Raw genomic sequence first — 18,902 nt, 5'->3', positions numbered from 1 at the left:
TTCGGAGGAGGAACCGATGACCGTTATCGACACACCCACCATCACCACCGAGACCACGACCTGGACCCAGGCGTGCCGACTCGATTTCCTTATTCCGGGACGCGGCGTTGCGGTCCTGCTCGACGGCGGCAAGCAGGCCGCCCTGTTCCTGCTACCCGACGGCACGCTGACCGCCGTGGGCAATGTCGATCCGTTCGGCCGGGCCGCGGTCATGTCGCGCGGCATCGTCGGCGACCGGGGCGGGGTCCCGGTGGTGGCCTCGCCGCTGCTCAAGCAGGCTTTCTCCCTCATCGACGGCCGCTGCCTCGACGATGAGACCCAGTCGCTGCCGGTGTATGCCGTGCGACTCGACGCAGGCATCGTCTCGGTGTCGAACGAACCGGTGACTTCATGAATTCTGTGCCCGAAGCGGGACCCTGTCTCGCCGGTTTCACCATCGGTATCACCGCTGCTCGTCGCGCCGAGGAATTCGGCACCCTGCTCACCCGTCGTGGCGCCACCGTGGTGAGCGCCCCGGCCATCCGCATCATCCCGCTCGCCGACGACACCGAACTCGAGCGGGTCACCGAACAGCTCATCGCCGACCCGCCCGCCATCACGGTGGCCACCACCGGCATCGGTTTCCGCGGCTGGATGGAAGCCGCCGAGGGGTGGGGGCTGGCCGAATCGCTGCGTGACACCCTTGCCGCCACCCGCATGCTCGCCCGTGGGCCCAAGGCCAAGGGCGCCATCCGGGCCGCTGAGCTGCGCGAAGAGTGGTCGCCCGCGTCCGAGTCGTCGGCCGAGGTGCTCGACCACCTGCTCGCCGAGGGTGTCGAGGGCGTGCGCATCGCTGTGCAGTTGCACGGTGCGACCACCGAGTGGGAACCGGTGCCCGACTTCTGCGAGGTGCTGCGCTGTGCGGGCGCCGACGTGGTTCCGGTGCCCGTGTACCGGTGGGAGCCGCCGGCCGATCGTGGGCCGATGGACTCGATGATCGACGCGATCATCTCCGGCAGCCTCGACTGCGTCACCTTCACCAGTGCACCCGCCGTGGCCTCACTTCTCATGCGCGCCAAGGAAACCGGGCTGCTCGAGTCGGTGCTGCACGCCCTGCGCGGACGAGTGCTCGCCGCCTGTGTCGGTCCGATCACCGCCGCACCGCTGGAAGAACTCGGCGTGCCGACGACCATGCCCGGCCGGGCACGGCTCGGTGCGCTCGCCCGCCACGTGGCCGAGGAACTGCCGCGCCGGGCCAACCGGATCTACGCGGCCGGGCACCACATCAGCGTGCGCGGTGGCTGCGTTGTCGTCGACGGTGAGGTTCGTCAGCTCGCACCCGCGCCGATGGCGTTGATGCGGTCGCTGGCCCGTCAGCCCGGGCGAGTGGTGTCGCGCGAGGACCTGCTGTCGGCGCTGCCCGGCGGTGGCGACGACACCCATGCGGTGGAAACCGCGATCGCCCGCCTGCGCGCGGGACTCGGCACACCGAAAGCCATTCAGACCGTGGTGAAGCGCGGTTACCGCCTCGCTCTCGACGCGGCCGACTGCTCCGACGCGCCGTCGCGTCCGCCGGTGCAGCCGCCGCACGCCGCCGGCATCGGCACTCCCGCGCGGTCGGCGCGGAGCCAGACGATCGGGGTGTGGTGAGCGCGGCGCGGCCGGGTGAGCCGGCCCTCGTGCTCGTCGCGCACGGCACCCGCAGCGCGCGCGGGGTGGAGATGATCGCCGCCCTCGCCGACGCGGTCGGCGCCGAACTGGGTTGCGGCATGGACACCACCGGCCCGAACCCGTTGCTGCGCACCGCTTTCGTCGATGTGCTCGGCCCGTCGCCGTCGGAGGTGCTGCGTGACCTCGACGGCCCGGCCGTGGTGGTCCCGGCGTTCCTGGCCTCGGGTTACCACGTGTATCAGGACGTTCCGCGTGAGGTGGCCGAGAGCGGACACACCGCCGTCGCGGTGACCCCCGCCATGGGTCCTGACCCCGCACTGACCAGGATCATGGCGATGCGCCTGCGCGCCGCCGGCTGGCAGCCCGGAGACGCGGTGGTCTTCGCGGCCGCCGGTTCGTCGGATTCCCGTGCACGCCAAGATGTTCGGCGCGCGGCCGGGATGCTCGCCGAGCAGCTCGCCACCCCGGTCCGGATCGCCTACGTGGCCACCGGCGCCCCGCGCGTCCCGGAAGTTGTTGCCGCCCTGCGTGAATCGGGCTCGCAGCGGGTGTTCATCGCGTCGTACCTGCTGGCCCACGGCCTGTTCCATCAGCGCCTGCACGACGCGGGTGCCGACGGCGTCGCCGAACCGATCGGCGTCCACCCCGCGGTAGTCCGTCTCATCGCCGACCGCTACCGCACCGCCGCTCACGAACTCGCCCGCGCGAACGTCCACTAGGACTTGCGCTTTCGGGCACGCCGCGAACACGCGCGCGATTACTGTGCCGTGCCCGCCGTCGTCTGCCGGCAGTTCCGTACCCGCAGTCGTCCGCTAGGCGTGTCGCACCTGCAGTAGTCCGCTAGGCGTTCCGTACCGGCGGTCGTCCGCTTGGGGTTCCGTACCGGCGGTCGTCCGTTACCGTGCCGCTGTCCGGGCCGCAGCTGGTGGCATGGTGCGAAGCTCGGCCGCGGCTCGGGCCAGTGCGGCGAGGGCCGGTGCACGGTTGTCGGCAGGCCAGGCGAGGACGGTGGTGATCTCCGGGGCGTCGACGACGGGTACCGCGACATGGTCGGGCCACTGCCAGGCGCGGCTCGAGGCCGGGATGACGAGCAGGGTCTTGCCGAGCGCCACGAGCTGCGCGAGTTGTGACTGGGTGCGCACTTCGGGCCCGGGACCGTCGGGGTAGGAGCCGTCGAGCCGGGGCCATCGCGCGATGGGGAGGCCGGGCACGTCGGTCACGTCCGCGAGGGTGAGCTGTGGACGTGCGGCGAGTGGATGTCCCGCCGGGAGGAGGGCGACCTGGCCCTCGGTGCAGATGTCTTCGGTGTCGAACCCGGCGAGGTCATCGACCGGCCGGTGCATCAGGGCCACGTCCGCGCGCCCGTTGCGCAGGAATCGTGCCTGCTCACCGACCTCGCACAGGAGAACTTCCACCGGTGCCGTATCGGAGCGGGCTGCCGACGCGGCGAGAAGCCGTTGCAGCAGCTCGTGCGACGCACCGGCTTTCGTCACCAGCACAAGGGGTCGTTGTCGATCCGCCGCCCGCCGGGTCCGTCGAGCAGCGGATGCGACCGCGTCGAGGGCGAGGCGGGCTTCGTGCAGCAGCACATCGCCCGCGCCGGTCAACGCCACGCCCCGCCGGTCCCGGTCGAGAAGCTGAACGCCGAGCCGACGTTCCAGCTGCCGGATCGCCCGCGAGAGCGGCGGCTGCGCGATCCCGAGTCGCTGGGCAGCACGCCCGAAGTGCAGTTCCTCGGCCACCGCCACGAAGTACCGCAGCTCACGGGTCTCCAGGTCGTCCACGCGCCCACTGTATCCACCCGGTGATACCCGCCGGGTATCTCTAGGTACCCGATCAATATTGGACGCAACGGATATCGCGCGCCGAGCATGGAGTGCGTGAACAACACCAAGACAGCGCTGGTCACCGGCGCGAACAAGGGCATCGGCTTCGCCATCGCCGAAGGTCTCGGATCCCTCGGCTTCGCGGTCGCGGTGGGAGCGCGCGACGAGACCCGACGTGGGGAGGCCGTGGCGCGGTTGCGTGCGGGCGGCACAAACGCATTCGGCGTCGCCCTCGATGTCACCTCCGACGAGAGTGTCACCGCCGCGGCCGCGAGCATCGAGGAACAAGCCGGGCGACTCGACGTGCTCGTCAACAACGCCGGCATCGCAGGCCGGTTCGAGGACGGCGCGCAGGACCCCACAACCCTCGACCTCGATGTCGCGCGCACGGTCCTGGAAACGAACGTGCTCGGGGTGATCCGGGTGACGAACGCGATGCTCCCGCTGCTCCGTCGTGCCACCGCGCCCCGGATCGTCAACATGTCGAGCAATATGGGTTCGCTGACCCTGCAGACCGGGCCGGTCATGGCCGCCTACGCACCTTCCAAGTCGATGCTCAACAGCGTCACGGCCCAGTACGCTCGCCGATTCGCCGACACGAACATCATCGTGAACCTGGCCTGCCCCGGCTACGTCGCCACCGACTTCACCGGATTCGCCGGAGAACGCACGCCCCAGCAGGGCGCCGCGATCGCCCTGCGCCTGGCCACCCTCCCCGACGACGGTCCCCGAGGCGGCTTCTTCGACGACCAGGGAACCGTCGCCTGGTAGCTGTGCGCAGGTGCGACGGGGCACCGCTTCGTAGGCGGCAGTGGGGTGCCGGTCGCGATAGGGTGGTGTGATTTCCATCGAAGGGGGTACCCGTCCATGTCCGGTTCGGACGACAAGCAGTACGCGCAGGAGCCGAACGAACTGACGTCGTACCCCGCCGACGAAGTGGCCGTCCCGCAGCCGCCTGCCGCTCCCTTCGCGCCGGGCCAGCAGCCGTATGTGCCGGGTCAGCCGCCCGCTGTAGGTCAGCCTGTGCCCGGGCAGCCGATCGGCGGGCAGTTCGCGCCTGGCACTGCTCCGGGGCAGCCCTATGTACCCGGGCAGCAGCCGGGCGGCCAGACCTATCCGTCCGGGCCGGCGATCGGTGCGCAGTTCCCGCCCGGCGCTTCTCCAGGACAGCCTTATGTCGGTGGGCAGCCGGGTGGGCCGGTGTTTCCCACTGCGTCGTATCCCGCGTATGTGCCCGAGTCGGCGGAGACCGAGCCGCGGGTGGTCCCGGAGAACATCCGGATGGCGTTCATCGTGATGCTGGTCGGGGCGGCGGTGGCGTTTCTCGGCGGGGCGTATTCGCTCACCGACATCGACACCGTTCGCACCACCCTTCTCGACTCCTCCGATGGGATGTTCCGCGGCTCGAGCCTCGATGTCCTCGTGTACGCGACGGTCGGTGCGACCGTGGTCGGGGCGCTGATCACGGTGGGGCTGTGGATCTGGATGGCGTTCGCGTGCCGGGCCGGGAAGAACTGGGCGCGGATCACCTCGACCATATTCTTCGGCTTCAACGTCCTCTCGACGCTCTACGCGGTACTCGGGATGGTGGCGGACCTGGGCGTCACCCCGGGAGCGCTGGCGTTCACCCTCGCCGGTTTCGCCATCGGGCTCGGAGCCGTGGTGCTGCTCTGGAACCCGAAGTCGGCGCCCTTCTTCGCGCCCGCCCGCCCGGCCTACCCGCAGTACCCACTCGCGGGACCCCGCTGACCAGCGGCGCTGTTAGGCTCGAACAGTGGCGCGCACCAAGGAATTCGACCCCGATGTGGTACTGGGCCGCGCACTGGATCTGTTCTGGGAGCGCGGGTACGAGGCGACCTCGATGGCCGATCTCACCGAGCATCTCGGCATCGCCAGGGGTTCCATCTACGCCACCTTCGGCAACAAGCACGACCTGTTCATGCGGGCACTGCAGCGGCACCTGGAGGTCGTCGACGAACGGGTCACCACGCAGCTGTCCGTGCCCGGCCCGGCGCTGCCCGCCGTGCGCGCGCTGATCGACCAGTTCGTGCGCGAGTCGTGCAGTGAGGACCGCTTCCTCGGCTGTCTGGTCACCACGTCGGCGGTGGAATTGGCCGCCCGCGACCAGGAGGTCGCCCGGGCGGTCGAATCCAGTTGGGCCCGTACCGAAACCGCGCTGACCGGCGCCCTCACCCGAGCCCGCGCCCAGGCCGAACTCGCTCCTGGCAGCGACCCGCGCGCCTTGGCCCGCTTCCTGCTCGTCTTCCTCCAGGGCGTCTGGGTCCTCGAACGCACCCCGAACGCCGCTTCCCGCCTGCGCGACGCGAACCGGATCGTCACCGCGCTCCTCAGCTGACGCACCGCTTCGACCCGGCGCATCGGTTCGCGGTCGGCCTCGCCGGGAGTCCGGATGCCTTCAGCGAGCCGTGGCGAAATTGGCGCGGTAGGTGCTCGGCGGCACACCGAGCTGGCGAATCATGTGCTGGCGCAACGACTCCGCCGTCCCCATTCCGCTGTGCCGGGCGACCGACTCGACCGACAGCGTCGTCGATTCGAGCAGTTCGCGCGCACGATGAATGCGCTGATGCAGCAACCACTTCTGTGGGCTGAGTCCGGTTTCCTCGTGGAACCGCCTGGTCAGCGTGCGCACACTGGTCCGCGCGTGGGCGGCGAGATCGCGCAGCGACAGGGGAGTGTCGAGCCGTTGCATGGCCCAGGCACGAGTAGCCGACAGGGAGAGGTCCTCGTCGGGAGGCAGTGCGGTGTCGACGAATTGGGCTTGACCGCCGGGGCGCACCGGCGTCACCACGGCGGCGCGCGCGGCCGCGTTGGCGACGGTGGCGCCGTAGTCGGTGCGGATCAGGTGCAGGCACAGGTCGATTCCGGCCGCCGCTCCCGCCGCCGTGGTGACCGGCCCGTCCTCGATGAACAGCGCGTCCGCCCGCACCGTCACCAGTGGATGAGCCGTGGCCAGTTCGTCGGCCAGCCCCCAGTGCGTCGTCGCGGTGCGCCCGTCGAGCAACCCCGCCTGTGCGAGAACGAAAGCGCCACTGCAGATCGAGGTGACGTGCACACCCCGCGCGACGGCCGCTCGCAGCGCGGCGAGGGTGACCGGATCGGCGCCGGTGCGACTGCCGGTGCTCGGCACGATCACGGTGTCGGCCTCGTCGAGCACCTCGAGCCCGTGCCGGACGACCACATCGAAACCGCCCGGCGTGGAAGGCAGGACACCCGGCTCGGCCGTACACACCACCACCCGGTACCCCGGTTCGCCGTCGACGAGGACCGAACCCATCAGGGTCTCCGGCATGGACAGGTCGAATGCCTTCACCGGCGCGACGGCGACCACCGCGATTGTCTTCATGGCCCGATCCTTGGGATAGCTGGCATTCCGGCCACTAGTGTAGCCCGGCCCCGCACGGCATCGTTGGGCGAAACATCCTGCTGGGAAAGGAAGTACCGTGTCCATGAATGTGATCGTCGGTCGTGGCGGCGTCGCGACAGCCACCGCACTGCTGCTCGCCGGAGCAGGGGAGCGGGTGCGCATGGTGAGCCGGGGCGGGCTCGGTCCCACCCACCCGAACGTGGAGCTGATCGCGCTCGACGTCAACGACACCGCCGCCCTGACCGAACTCGCCCGTGGTGCCCGGACCGTCTTCAACTGCGCCATGCCCGCCTATCACACCTGGCCGGAAACCCTTCCGCCCCTGTTCGATTCGATCAGGGCGGCGGCCGAAGCCGTCGGGGCCGACCTGGTGCTGCTCGGCAACCACTACGGCTACGGCCCCATCGACGGCGTAGTGGACGAAACCACACCGCTCGCCGCCACCGGTGCCAAGGGTCGGGTCCGTGCCAAGGTGTGGATCGACGCGCTCGACGCCCACCGGGCGGGCCGGGTCCGCGTCACCGAGGTGCGCGCGGGCCAGTTCGTCGGAGTCGGCGCCGTTTCCCTGTTCTCCCTGCTCGTGCAGCCCGCGGTTCTGGCGGGTGAACCCGCGAGCGTGCCGCAGGGTCTCGATCTCGCGCACGCGTTCACCATGATCGGTGACGCCGCACGGGCGCTGGTCGCCGTGGCGCGTGACGACCGTGCCTGGGGTCGCGCCTGGCACGCGCCGGTGATCACGACGAGCATCCGCGCACTCGCGACCCGGCTCGCGGAACTCGCGGACGCACCGGCTCCCGTGCTCACCGAGATGACCGACGACGAGATCCTCGAACTCGGCCGCGACGACCCGTTCTGGCCGGAACTGCTCGAGACCGCGCACATGTCGCGCCACGAATTCCTGGTCGACGACACGGCCCTGCGCACAACCTTCAGCGTCACCGCGTCGGATGTCGACGATGTCCTCGCCGACATCGTCCGGGCCGCTCGGGTACCGGCCGAAACGCCCTAGCCCACCCATACGGGACGACACGGACACATTCGCCGTCAATGCGCGGTATCTATTGATCGATGCGGCACACTCGTGCGCATGCGTCGGCTGTTGTGCTGTCTGCTCGTCCTGCTCGGCTGCGGTGTGGTGGTCTCACCTGCGGCATCGGCGAATTCATCGATCCTCGAGGTCCGGCCGCTCGGCGGCAGGCAGTTCGAGGTCGTCGTCCATTCGGCGGCGATGAACCGGCCGATCACCCTGTGGATGTCGCATCCCGGTCCGGGGGCGCCCGCGCTGTATCTGCTCAACGCCGTCGACGGCGGGGAGAGCGGCGGGCCGTGGATGCGGCGCACCGATGTGGTCGACTTCTTCGCCGACAAGCCGGTGAATGTGATCGTCCCGATCGGCGGCCGGGCCAGCATGTACACCGACTGGCAACGTGACGATCCGGTTCTCGGCCGCAACAAGTGGACCACCTTCCTCACCAGCGAGTTGCCCCCGCTGCTCGACGACCGCTTCGGCATGACCGGCGCCAACGGCATCGCGGGGCTGTCGATGTCGGCCACCTCGGCGCTGAACCTGGCCATCGCGGCCCCGAGCCGCTACCGCGCGGTCGGCGCCTTCAGCGGGTGCACGCAGACCGCGAATCCGCTGGCCCAGACCCTCGTCCGTTCCCAGCTCGCCACCTTCGGCGCCAATGCCGACAACATGTGGGGCGGACCCGGCGACCCGGCGTGGGTGGCCAACGACCCGGTGCTGCACGCGGACCGGTTGCGTGGCACCTCGGTGTACCTGTCTTCGGGCAACGGTGCCCCCGGCCCGCACGAGGCGCTCAACGATCCGAGCATCGCGGGCAATGTCGGTGTGCTGCTCGACCGGGTCCTGGTCGGCGGCACCATGGAAGCCGTCGTCGGCAGCTGCTCGGGACCGCTCGCCGGACGCCTCGGTCAGCTCGGCATCCCCGCCGATGTCCGCTTCCGGGCCGCGGGTACGCACGCCTGGCCGTACTGGCAGGACGACGTGCACGACTCCTGGCCGATGTTCGCCGCCGCCCTCGGTGTCTGAACCACACGACGACGGCCGCCACGCAGCACGTGGCGGCCGTCGTCATGTGCGCGGCTAGCTCGCCGAACCGGTGAGCAGTCCGCCCAGATCGGCGGAGCCGGTGCTGCCACCGTCGGGCGGGGTGGTCGGCTTCTCGGAGACCTGCACGGTGACGGTCTTGGAGCTGATGAGTTCCTGCACCGCCTTGATCTCGTGGGCACCGGGCGTGGTCGGTGTCCAGCTGATGGTCGCCTTGCCGTCCCGGACCGCGACCGGCTCGCCGATCTGCGTGCCGTTGTCGGTGAAGGTCACCTTGAACAGGAACGACGTGGCGGTGACGTCGGCCGTCACGGTGTAGGGGGTGCCCACGTAGTGGGTGGTGCCGCTCACCGCGATGCTCTGGACGAGCGCCGAGGCCTGCGGTGCCGTCAGCACGGCCGCCGCCGCGATCGCGGTGAACGCGGTGAGGCCGAAGCCGGTGCGCCGTGCCTGGTGGATCTGCATGGTGTTCTCCTGTGTCGAGCTGTGGTGAGCGCGAGATTAGCCAGTCGGTTCCGCCGAGGCCCTGAAAACAGAAAAAGAGATGTTTAAAATTTTGGCGGCCGGGAAAGCAGAGTGAATCTGTCGGTGCCCCGGCGCATACTCGGCCCATGGCATACGACGAGGAACTCGCCGAGCGGATCCGGGAGATCGTCTACCCTCGGGCCGATCTCGCCGAGAAGAAGATGTTCGGTGGGCTCGCGTTCCTGATCGGCGGCAACATGGCCGTCGCCGCCAGCGGACAGGGCGGATTGCTGGTGCGCGTCGATCCGGCCGAAGGCGACACGCTGCTCGACGGGTCGGCGGTGTCGCCGATGGTGATGGGTGGCCGCGAGCTCAGCGGCTGGTTACGCGTCGCCCCCGAGGCGGTCGATGACGATGCGTCGCTGCGTGACTGGGTGACCCGCGGCGTCGCCTTCGCGGCGGCCTTGCCCAGCAAATAATCGGCCACCGCCTATTTCACCCGCCTCGGGTGAGGTGTGACCCGGGCGCGAACTGCAAGACTGACACCATGTCCGGGCCGCTGCGCTATCAATTCGTCCTCGAGGGCGAACTGTCCGATCGTGTACTCGCGGCGTTTCCGGAGCTCATTCCCAGCGATCATGCCGCGGCCGGGACAACGACGCTGTTCGGCACCGTCGCCGACAGCACCGCTGTGCGGGGGATTCTCGCGCGCATCGACACCCTCGGCCTCACGCTGCTCGAGATGTCACGCCTGCCCGACTGAGGTGACGGGGCGGGCCACGCAAAGAGCCTGCGTCGATCTGGTAACGAGCACGTCGAGATGTCGTCACCAGCAAACTCGTGGCGCCCGCGTGGCCTACCGTCGAACTCGCACACGATGTCGGGGGCAGGTGAGAACTCGAGTTCAGGAGGCTCGTGATGGCACGCTCCGCGATAGCTGTGGCCGGCCGTGGGACCGAGGACCGCGTTCCCGAACTGTCCTTCGCCCCCGTCCGCTGTGACGCGGCGACCGCGGCTTTCGACAGTGCACGCACCGCGCCGGGGCACGTCGTGCTGGTGTGCGGACCGGCAGGCAGCGGCAAGACCGTGGCCATGGTCGACTGGGTGAACACCGCCCGGCCCGCGCCACGGCTGGCCTGGCTGACGGTGTGCACCAGCCCCGGCGCCGACCTGCTCGCCGCCGTGGCCCGGGCGCTCGACCCGACGGCCGCGGCCGTTCCCGACGGTGTCCTGCGCACGCCCGCCGACCGCGCCGCCGACCTCGTCGCCGCGCTCGCCGACACCGAGGAGACCGTCCTCGTCATCGACGATGTCCACCTGCTCACCGACCCACTGCAACTCGCGGGTCTGGAGTACCTGCTCACCCGGCTGCCGCCGAAGATCACCGCGCTGCTCGGCGGCCGTTTCGAACCGCCGCTGCGCTGGCACGTGCTCGAGCTGGCGGGCAGACTCACCCGCCTCGGCGCGACCGAACTGGCCATGCCACCGGATCGCGTCGCCGAGCTGCTCGCCCAGCACGACTGCCACCTCGACGACACCGACCTCGCCGCCCTGCACGAACTCACCCGCGGCTGGGCCGCCCTGGTCCGGATCGCCGCCATCTCGCTCGGCACCGACGACCGGAGCACCGCCCTCACCGCGCTGGCCGCACCGACCCACGCGGTCGCCGACTTCCTCGTCGCCGAACTCATCGAGACGCTGCCCCCACGCACCGTCGAATTCCTGCTCACCACGGCCGTTCCCACCCGGTTCTGCCTGCCGATGGCCGAGGAACTGCTCGGCCCGGCCGCGTCGCGCATTCTCGACGAACTACTGCGTGCCAGCTTCCCGCTGCACACGGTCGCCACCGACGGACAGCTCTGGTACACCTATCACCCGCTGCTGCGGGCCTACCTGCTGGCCGAGGCCGCGCATACCAGGGCCGAACGCCTGCCCGGGTTGCACCGGCACCTCGCCGAGTGGTTCACCGGCGCCGCCCTGCCCGGCTGCGCTCTGGACCATGTGCTCGCCGAACCGGGTGCGCCGGGCCTGGCGTCGTTCCTGTGGGAGTGGGGCGTACGGATGGTGCTCGACGGCAAGGGTCACCTGCTGTTGCACGCCCTCGATCAGGTACCCGGCCTGTCGGACGACACGTTCGTCGGGTTGTTGCGCGCCGCCGTCGCGGTGGAAGACGGTGAGATCGCCCCGGCGGAAGTGTATTTGGAGGCGGCCCATGTGGGTTCGTGGCCGGGATCGGCACTGGTTCCGGCCGAGTGGATCGCCGCGCTCGATCACGCGGTGAGCGCGGGGGTGGCCGTGCTGGCCGGTGATTCGGCCTCCATGCGGTGGCAGTTGCCGCCCGTCACCGGTCACACTGATCTCGACTGCTATGTGGCACTGCACTGCGGTGCGGCCGAAGTGTTCGGCGGCCGGATCGTCAGCGGCACAGCGGCTTTGCGGCATGCGGTGGTCTACGCCGAGGAGGCGGGACTCGGTCGCGTCGCGGTACGGGCCCGCACGGCGGTCGCGGCGGCATCGGGCATCACGGGTCGGGTCGGTGAGCTGCGGGTGCTGGCCGCCCAGGCCCTCGAGTGCGCTGATCGCTACGGGCTCACCGGATCGTCGGAGGCCGCGATGGCCCGCGTGACCGCCGCCTACGGCGCGCACCGGCAGGGTTGCGCTTACGGCAAGCCGCTGCCCGACCTGTCGGCCGACGACACGACCACCCCCGCCCTGCTGCGCCAGGCCCGCATCGTCATCGGCGTCCTCACCTTCGACGACACCATCGACCGCGCCGCCGCGGCCACCACACTGAGCAGACGCCTGCACCACCTACTCGACGACGCCCCGGCGCTGCTCGGTGCCGGAAACCTGGTCACCGAGGTGCTGTGGCTCCTGCTGCGGGTGCATGCCAAGGTCGAGGCGCGCGCTCTGGTCGACCACGCGACCCGGGTACTCGGCAAGACCGTCGACACCCAGCTGGCCGAAGCCGCCCTTGCCCTGCACACCCAGCGCCCGGCCGCCGTCCTGCCGCTGCTGACACCGCTGGTCGGCGAGGTCACCGACGGTCAGGCCGTGGCCGCGTGGCTGCTCATCGCGGTCGCCGCCGACCAGCTCGATCGTCCGCGCAAGGTCGAGGATGCCTTCGAGCAGGCCCTTGCCCACGCCAGTGGGGAACACCTGATCCGTCCGTTCCTTGACGTGCCGGGTGCCGCCGAACTGCTCGACCGGCTGGGTTCGCACTTCGGTCGCTACGACGCCTTCGTCGACCACGTGCGCGCCCACCGTGGCGCCATGGCCGACGCACCTCGGCTCACCGACACCGAACTCGTTGTGCTGCGCCGTCTTCCGTCGGGGCTGACCGCCACCAGCATCGCCGCCGACCTGGGGGTCTCGGTGAACACGGTGAAGACGCACCTGCGCGGCATCTATCAGAAGCTCGGTGTGAACGCGCGCGGTGCGGCCATCGCGCAGGCGCGGTGCGTCGGCCTGCTCTGAGTTCACGGGGCGCGCAGCGCGGGGAACCAGACGTCGGTGAGGACTTCGGCGGCCTGTTCGGCGGTCACGTCGATGGTGCCCTGCATGGCCCAGCGGGTGAAGAACCGCTCGAGCTGGGCGACGAGCAGTTCGATCCGTAACCGGGCTTCCTCGCGCCGGTCCTCGGGCCAGCGGGCGAGATAGTCCGGCATGCTGTCGGCCAGCGTCATGATGCCCTCGCGGGCCAGCCTGCGGAATTCCGGTTCCACCGCGGTGGCTTCGTCCCAGGCGGGCAGCATGTCCTTGTTCACGAAGAACCAGTCGATGGCGCGGGCCATCCAGTCCGCGAACGCCGCGCGTGATCCGGTGGTGAGCACGCGGTCGAGGTCGGCGTAGACCATCCGGACGCTGGTGAGCGTGCCCTGGTTGGCGATCGCGCGCAGCACCTCGGGTTTACCGGCGAAGTGCAGGTAGAAGGTGGCCCGGCTGCAGCCCGCGGCGGCGGCGATGTCGTCGACCCGGACCGAGGAGTAGCCGCGGGTCTCGAACAGTGTGCGCGCGGTGTCGACGATGCGTGCCGTGGTCAGGCGCTTGTGTTCCTCGCGCAGCGAGCCTCGCTGGGCGGTGGGTTCCGGCGACATGAGGACCATCGTAGACGGCATGCTCATTCACTGGACGCTGTGTCCAGCGAACCGCTATCGTGTGGTGCGGGTCACGTCGGTGAGCGTGAGTCGATGAGGAGTCGTGCATGAATACACCGGAGCTGCCGAGGGTTTGCGTCATCGGCGCGGGCCCGTCGGGTATCACGGCGGCCAAACGCCTTGCCGAGTACGGCATTCCGTTCGTCTGTTACGAGGCGTCCGACGAGGTCGGCGGCAATTGGTATTACCGCAATCCCAACGGCATGTCGGCCTGCTATCAGAGCCTGCACATCGATACGTCCAAGTACCGCCTGCAGTTCGAGGACTTTCCCGCGCCCGCGGATTGGCCGGACTTCCCGCACCATTCGCAACTGCACCAGTACTTCAAGGACTACGTCGACCATTTCGGCCTGCGCGACCGGATCAGGTTCGACGCGCTGGTCACGGCGGCCGAGCGGACCGACGACGGCCGCTGGCTGGTGACGGCGGCCGGTGACACCGAGGTCTTCGACGCGCTGATCGTCTGCAACGGCCACCACTGGGACCCCCGAATGCCGGATTACCCCGGTGATTTCGACGGTGTGCTCATGCACAGCCACGCCTACAACGACCCCTTCGATCCCATCGACATGCGTGGCAAGCGCATCGTGGTGGTCGGCATGGGCAATTCAGGGCTCGATATCGCCTCCGAACTGTCCCAGCGTTTCCTGGCCGAACGGCTGTTCGTGTCGGCTCGGCGCGGGGTGTGGGTGCTGCCGAAATACGTGCGCGGTCAGGTGGGTGACCGGCGGTCGATGCCCAAGTGGATGCCGCCGAAGGTCGCGCTGAAACTCAAGCAGCGCTTCGTGCGCAAGAATCGCGGTCTGATGCAGAACTACGGTCTGCCCGCACCGGATCACGAACCGTTCGAGGCGCACCCGTCGGCGAGTGAGGAATTCCTGCACCGCGCCGGCTGCGGGGATGTGGAATGCAAGCCCCCCATCACCCGGCTCGACGGTGACACCGTCCATTTCGCCGACGGCTCGCGCGAACAGGTCGACGTGGTGCTGTGCGCCACCGGCTATCACATCAGCTTCCCGTTCTTCACCGATCCGTCTCTGGTGCCGGACAGCGACAACCGGCTCCCGCTGTTCCAGATGATGATGAAGCCATCGGTGGACAATCTGTTCTATCTCGGTCTGGCACAACCGACTCCTACGCTGGTCAACTTCGCCGAACAGCAGACCAAGCTGGTCGCCGCCTACCTCACCGGCCGCTATCACCTGCCCTCGCGGGCCGAGATGGACGCCGAGGTCGACGAGCGGCTCGATGCCCGCGCCGGGCGGTACTACGATTCGCCGCGCCACACCATCCAGGTCGAATTCGAGCCGTACGTCCGCGGGCTGGCCAAGGAGCTCGAGCGCGGGGCCAAACGTGCCGCGGCCGCGGGCAATACGTTGCCGGTACCCGCCCGCGCCCAGGCCGAGGCCAGCCGATGACGCGCGCAGCGGGCTTCTGCCGGGACGACTTCGCACAGGTGCGAGAGGTATTCGACGAGCAGCTCGCCACGGGCGCCGAGCTCGGCGCGTCGCTGTGTGTGACGGTCGACGGCGATCCGGTCCTCGACCTGTGGGGTGGTCACGCCGACCCCGATCGCACCGTGGCCTGGCAGGCCGACACCCTGGTGAACGTCTTCTCGGTGACCAAGACGATGACCGCCCTGTGCGCCCTGCTGCTCGTGGATCGCGGCGACCTCGACCTCGACGCACCCGTGGCCAGGTACTGGCCCGAGTTCGCCGCCGAGGGCAAGGACCGCGTCGAGGTGCGGCACGTGCTGTCGCACACCTCGGGCGTCTCGGGCTGGGAACGGCCCATCGCGCTCGCCGACATCTACGACACCGAAGCCGCCGCCGCCCGGCTCGCCGCTCAGCCACCGTGGTGGGAACCCGGCACGGCCTCGGGTTATCACGCCCTCGACTACGGGCATCTGGTCGGGGAATTGGTGCGGCGCATCACCGGGCGCACCCTCGGCGAATTCTTCGCCGCCGAGCTGGCGGGACCACTCGGCGCGGATTTCCACATCGGCACCGGACCCGAGCACGCCGACCGGATCGCCACGCTCGTCGCACCGCCGCAACGCGAATTCGACATGTCCGCGCTCGACCCCGACAGCATTCTCGTCAAAACGCTGACAAGCCCGCTGCTCGACATCGCCGAAACAGCGACTCCCGCTTGGCGTTCCGCCGAGCTGGGGGCGGTGAACGGGCACGGCAACGCGCGTTCGGTCGCTCGCGTGCAGTCCCTGGTTTCGTGCGGTGGTGAGCTCGGTGGCAGGCGGTTCCTCTCGCCCGCCACGATCGAGTCGATCTTCCGCGAGCAGGCCGACGGCCTCGACCTGGCGCTGCTCACCCCGCTGCGGTTCGGCATCGGCTACGGCCTGCCGCGCCCCGAGACCTACCCACACATTCCCGACGGCCGGGTGTGCTGGTGGGCGGGCTACGGCGGCGCCATGGTGGTCAACGACCTGGATCGCCGAACCACCTTCGCCTACACCATGAATCGGATGGCGCCGGGCGTGATCGGATCGGATCGCTGCGACAACTATCTGAAGGCGGTCTTCGACGCGGTCGCCGGAACCGACCGTTCTCGAGGGAGGACCTCATGACCGAAGCCGTTGACCCCCAGGTGTTCGTCGCGCAGGTGGCGGCCGGACTCACCGCGCCCGGCGCGCCCTTCGAGATGACGGTCGAGGAGGTGCTCGGTGCGCCGATGCCGGTGTTCGCGCGTCGGCGGCGCAGCCTGCGTGAGCTGCTCGAGCACTCGCTGACCTGGGGTGATCGCGACTATCTCGTCACCGAGGACCGCCGGGTCGGCTTCACCGAGCACGCGGCGGCGGTCGGTGCGCTGGCGACCGCGCTGGCCGAACGCCACGGCGTCGGCAAGGGCGACCGGGTCGCGATCCTGGCCGCCAACGGTCCCGACTGGGTGGTCACCTTCTGGGCGGCACAATGTCTGGGCGCCATCCCGGTGGGCTACAACGCCTGGTGGGCGCCGCCGGAAATCGCCTACGCACTCGGCCACACCACCCCGAAGGTGGTGGTCGCCGACGCGAAAAGGTCTGCGCGGCTGACCGAAACGGGCAGTGACGTGCCGGTGTTGACCTTCGAGGAGGACCTGCCCGCCCTCGTCGCGGAGTACCGGGGTGCCGCGATGCCGGAAACCCCGGTGGCAGAAGATGACCCGGCCGTCATCCTGTACACCAGCGGGACGAGCGGGCGCGCCAAAGGCGTGGTGCATACCCAGCGAAACCTGTTGGCGATCACCGAGTATCACCGTTTCACCGATGCCATGCAGGCGGCGTTCACCGGTCAGCCGGTCGGAGACGGGCCGAGCGAGCGTCGGTACCTGGTCACCGCGCCGCTGTTCCACATCGCCAGCCTGCACAATCTGGTGATCCCGCGCCTGGCGACCGGTGCGGCGGCGGTGTTCCCGCACGGCGCCTTCGACGTGGGCCGGGTGCTGACCCTGGTCCAGCGGGAACGGGTCACCAACTGGGCGGCGGTGCCGACCATGGCGACCCGCCTGCTCGACCACGACGTGTCGGGCTACGACCTGTCGACGCTGGCGGCACTGTCGCTGAACTCCGCGCCCTCGGCGCCCGCCCTGCTCGAGCGGCTGCGCGAACACCTCGCCGGAGTCCCGCTGTCGCTGACCACCAGTTACGGGCTCACCGAGAGCGGCACCGCCGCCACCGTGGCGACACCGCTGGATCTGCTGGCCGACGCGGGGTCGGTCGGCAGGCCGATCATCGGGGTGTCGGTGGAGATCCGTGACCCTGACGGCGCGGTGCTGCCCGACGGGACCGAAGGCGAGATCTTCATCCGCAGCCAGTACGTGATGCTCGGCTACTGGAACAACGAGTCCGCGACGGCAGAGGTCATCGACGACGGAAGGTGGTTGCGCTCAGGCGATTTCGGGACGATGACCGACGGCAGGCTCACCGTGTCGGGCAGGCGCACCGACCTGATCCTGCGCGGCGGGGAGAACGTGTACCCCACCGAGATCGAGAACGTCCTCGTCGAACACCCCTCGGTCACCGACTGCGCGGTCTTCGGCGTGCCGCACCCCGACCTGGGCCAAGAGGTGGCGGCCGTGGTCGTCGCCGAACCGGGCACGGTCGAGGAGGACGAACTGCGCGAGTACCTCGCCGCTCGGCTCGCCTACTTCAAGGTGCCCGCACGCTGGCGGATCACCGCCGACGCGTTGCCGCGCAACGCGACCGGCAAGGTCACCCGGCGCGACCTCGCGGTGTAGAAGGATGTCGGAGTCGGTGCGCCACGGCGTCACCACCGTGCTGCTCGGATCGTGTTCGCTCTCGACCGTCCACGTCGACGGCGAGACGGCCGGTGATTTGTTCGGGCGGGTGGAGGCCATTCCCCGCGACTACGTCGTCAGTGCGCTGGACGAGCATCGAACCTGGGTCACCGCAACAGAATTCATCGAGGCGCTCGAGCAGCTGCCGCTCGGTCCGAACCTGGCCTGCTTCATCGGCCACTCCGATATGCGGGCCGCGGTCATGGGCTTGGACCGGGCCACCCGCAAGGAGGTGAAGCCGAGCGCCGAAGAACTCGCCGAGATGGAACGCATGGGCTGTGGCGCGATCGACGGCGACTTTCGCTGGCAACATCCTGTGCGACGAGGGCTACCGTCACACCTTCCGCAAGGACTACGAGAAGAAGTACGGTCCGCGCGTCTGGCACCGCGACTTCTTCGACGCCGATATCGTCGCCTGCCCCGACGACACCGTGCTCGGCAAGACCTTCGGTCAGGTCGGTGTCGACCGGGGTGGGCTGCACCCTGTCGACGCCTTCCTCGACCTGGTGGTGGAGCACGGCGACAAACTTCGTTGGCGCACAACTATTTCCAACTACCGCCCCGAGGTCGCCGATGTACTCGCCGCCGATCCGTCGGTGCAGCTCGGCTTCTCCGATGCGGGCGCCCACCTGCGCAATATGGCCTTCTACAACTTCGGCCTTCGCCTGCTGCGCCGAGTCGCCGCCGCGGGGCAGCGGCCGTTCATGTCCGTCGAGCGCGCCGTGCACCGGCTCACCGGCGAGCTGGCCGACTGGTACGGCCTCGACGCGGGCCATCTGCGACTCGGCGATCGTGCCGACGCGGTCGTCATCGACCCCGCCCACCTCGACGACACCCTCGACGCCTACGCCGAGAGTCCCGTGGCGGTGTACGGCGGCCTCTCACGCATGGTCAACCGCAACGACGAGACGGTGCGCGCGGTGTTCGTGAACGGGCGCTATGTGTTCGGCCGAGGTGCGGCCGATCCGGTCCTCGGAACCGAGCGCGTCGGGGAGTTCCCCCGGGCCGCCGATCAGCCGCACCGCCCGGCCGCCGCCAAGGCGTGACGCTGATTT

Annotated in this window: 18 protein-coding genes and 1 pseudogene; 15 read left to right on the top strand and 4 right to left on the bottom strand. The window is 69.6% G+C overall.

Translation table 11 applies throughout. The annotated features are described in order from the left end of the window. Positions 1-16 precede the first annotated feature (16 nt). Genes nirD through NCO8_RS06825 form a run of 3 tightly spaced genes read left to right on the top strand, consistent with a single transcriptional unit; the run spans position 17 to position 2,369 of the window. A complete protein-coding gene (nirD, locus tag NCO8_RS06835) occupies positions 17-394 on the top strand; it encodes a nitrite reductase small subunit NirD (RefSeq protein ID WP_067637366.1) in 378 nt (125 codons plus the stop codon). Further along, complete coding sequence (locus NCO8_RS06830; RefSeq protein ID WP_067637364.1) at positions 391-1,629, top strand: uroporphyrinogen-III synthase; 1,239 nt, start codon at positions 391-393, stop codon at positions 1,627-1,629. Before nirD ends, NCO8_RS06830 begins: the two co-directional genes overlap by 4 nt. Next, positions 1,623-2,369, top strand: coding sequence for a sirohydrochlorin chelatase (locus NCO8_RS06825; protein WP_084456680.1), 747 nt, complete (start codon positions 1,623-1,625; stop codon positions 2,367-2,369). The genes NCO8_RS06830 and NCO8_RS06825 overlap by 7 nt, the downstream gene beginning before the upstream one ends. A gap of 177 nt (positions 2,370-2,546) precedes the next feature. On the opposite strand, the gene NCO8_RS06820 is transcribed toward NCO8_RS06825, so the two are convergent. After that, positions 2,547-3,434, bottom strand: coding sequence for a LysR family transcriptional regulator (locus NCO8_RS06820; RefSeq protein ID WP_067637362.1), 888 nt, complete (start codon positions 3,432-3,434; stop codon positions 2,547-2,549). Between the two features lie 87 nt (positions 3,435-3,521). Here NCO8_RS06820 and NCO8_RS06815 point away from each other — a divergent pair, with 87 nt between their 5' ends. The 3 genes from NCO8_RS06815 (at position 3,522) to NCO8_RS06805 (ending at position 5,832) form a co-directional block, all read left to right on the top strand. Beyond that, entirely contained in the window at positions 3,522-4,247 is a 726-nt protein-coding gene (locus tag NCO8_RS06815; protein WP_067637360.1) for an SDR family oxidoreductase, read from the top strand. A 96-nt stretch (positions 4,248-4,343) separates the two neighbouring features. After that, the gene (locus NCO8_RS32015; RefSeq protein ID WP_067637358.1) at positions 4,344-5,225 is read left to right on the top strand and encodes a hypothetical protein; all 882 of its coding nucleotides are present in this window, start codon (positions 4,344-4,346) and stop codon (positions 5,223-5,225) included. Positions 5,226-5,250: 25 nt separating this feature from the next. Then, positions 5,251-5,832, top strand: coding sequence for a TetR/AcrR family transcriptional regulator (locus NCO8_RS06805; RefSeq protein ID WP_067637357.1), 582 nt, complete (start codon positions 5,251-5,253; stop codon positions 5,830-5,832). A 60-nt stretch (positions 5,833-5,892) separates the two neighbouring features. Here NCO8_RS06805 and NCO8_RS06800 read toward each other — a convergent pair whose 3' ends face one another. Next, entirely contained in the window at positions 5,893-6,840 is a 948-nt protein-coding gene (locus tag NCO8_RS06800) for a GlxA family transcriptional regulator (RefSeq protein WP_067637353.1), read from the bottom strand. 97 nt (positions 6,841-6,937) lie between these two features. On the opposite strand from NCO8_RS06800, the gene NCO8_RS06795 reads away from it, so the two are divergent. Beyond that, entirely contained in the window at positions 6,938-7,870 is a 933-nt protein-coding gene (locus NCO8_RS06795; protein ID WP_067637352.1) for a Rossmann-fold NAD(P)-binding domain-containing protein, read from the top strand. A gap of 78 nt (positions 7,871-7,948) precedes the next feature. Beyond that, positions 7,949-8,914, top strand: a complete 966-nt coding sequence (locus NCO8_RS06790; protein WP_067637350.1) for an alpha/beta hydrolase — start codon at positions 7,949-7,951, stop codon at positions 8,912-8,914. 54 nt (positions 8,915-8,968) lie between these two features. Here NCO8_RS06790 and NCO8_RS06785 read toward each other — a convergent pair whose 3' ends face one another. Further along, positions 8,969-9,397 carry an Ig-like domain-containing protein gene (locus NCO8_RS06785; RefSeq protein WP_067637349.1) on the bottom strand — a complete coding sequence of 143 codons (429 nt, stop codon included), beginning with the start codon at positions 9,395-9,397 and terminating at the stop codon, positions 8,969-8,971. 146 nt (positions 9,398-9,543) lie between these two features. Here NCO8_RS06785 and NCO8_RS06780 point away from each other — a divergent pair, with 146 nt between their 5' ends. The 3 genes from NCO8_RS06780 to NCO8_RS06770 all read left to right on the top strand — a co-directional run bounded on the left by NCO8_RS06780 (position 9,544) and on the right by NCO8_RS06770 (position 12,874). After that, positions 9,544-9,876, top strand: a complete 333-nt coding sequence (locus NCO8_RS06780) for a TfoX/Sxy family protein (RefSeq protein ID WP_067637347.1) — start codon at positions 9,544-9,546, stop codon at positions 9,874-9,876. A gap of 68 nt (positions 9,877-9,944) precedes the next feature. Next, entirely contained in the window at positions 9,945-10,160 is a 216-nt protein-coding gene (locus NCO8_RS06775; protein ID WP_067491732.1) for a DUF8691 family protein, read from the top strand. Positions 10,161-10,315: 155 nt separating this feature from the next. Then, positions 10,316-12,874 (top strand): winged helix-turn-helix domain-containing protein, encoded by a 2,559-nt coding sequence (locus tag NCO8_RS06770; RefSeq protein ID WP_067637345.1) that lies wholly within the window; start codon positions 10,316-10,318, stop codon positions 12,872-12,874. A gap of 2 nt (positions 12,875-12,876) precedes the next feature. On the opposite strand, the gene NCO8_RS06765 is transcribed toward NCO8_RS06770, so the two are convergent. Then, the gene (locus tag NCO8_RS06765) at positions 12,877-13,521 is read right to left on the bottom strand and encodes a TetR/AcrR family transcriptional regulator (protein ID WP_067637343.1); all 645 of its coding nucleotides are present in this window, start codon (positions 13,519-13,521) and stop codon (positions 12,877-12,879) included. A gap of 80 nt (positions 13,522-13,601) precedes the next feature. Here NCO8_RS06765 and NCO8_RS06760 point away from each other — a divergent pair, with 80 nt between their 5' ends. The 4 genes and pseudogenes from NCO8_RS06760 to NCO8_RS06740 all read left to right on the top strand — a co-directional run. Next, entirely contained in the window at positions 13,602-14,972 is a 1,371-nt protein-coding gene (locus tag NCO8_RS06760; RefSeq protein ID WP_067637339.1) for a flavin-containing monooxygenase, read from the top strand. Further along, positions 14,969-16,138 carry a serine hydrolase domain-containing protein gene (locus NCO8_RS06755; RefSeq protein WP_067637337.1) on the top strand — a complete coding sequence of 390 codons (1,170 nt, stop codon included), beginning with the start codon at positions 14,969-14,971 and terminating at the stop codon, positions 16,136-16,138. The genes NCO8_RS06760 and NCO8_RS06755 overlap by 4 nt, the downstream gene beginning before the upstream one ends. After that, complete coding sequence (gene casG, locus NCO8_RS06750) at positions 16,135-17,787, top strand: steroid-24-oyl-CoA synthetase (protein WP_067637335.1); 1,653 nt, start codon at positions 16,135-16,137, stop codon at positions 17,785-17,787. Before NCO8_RS06755 ends, casG begins: the two co-directional genes overlap by 4 nt. Positions 17,788-17,791: 4 nt before the next feature. After that, positions 17,792-18,893, top strand: a pseudogene (locus tag NCO8_RS06740) (hypothetical protein); the annotation flags it as partial. Between the last annotated feature and the right edge of the window lie 9 nt (positions 18,894-18,902).

The organism is Nocardia coubleae NBRC 108252, assembly GCF_001612805.1.
In the GTDB taxonomy this organism is placed as follows: Bacteria; Actinomycetota; Actinomycetes; order Mycobacteriales; family Mycobacteriaceae; genus Nocardia; species Nocardia coubleae.
This window is presented reverse-complemented; position numbering and strand designations above follow the sequence as displayed.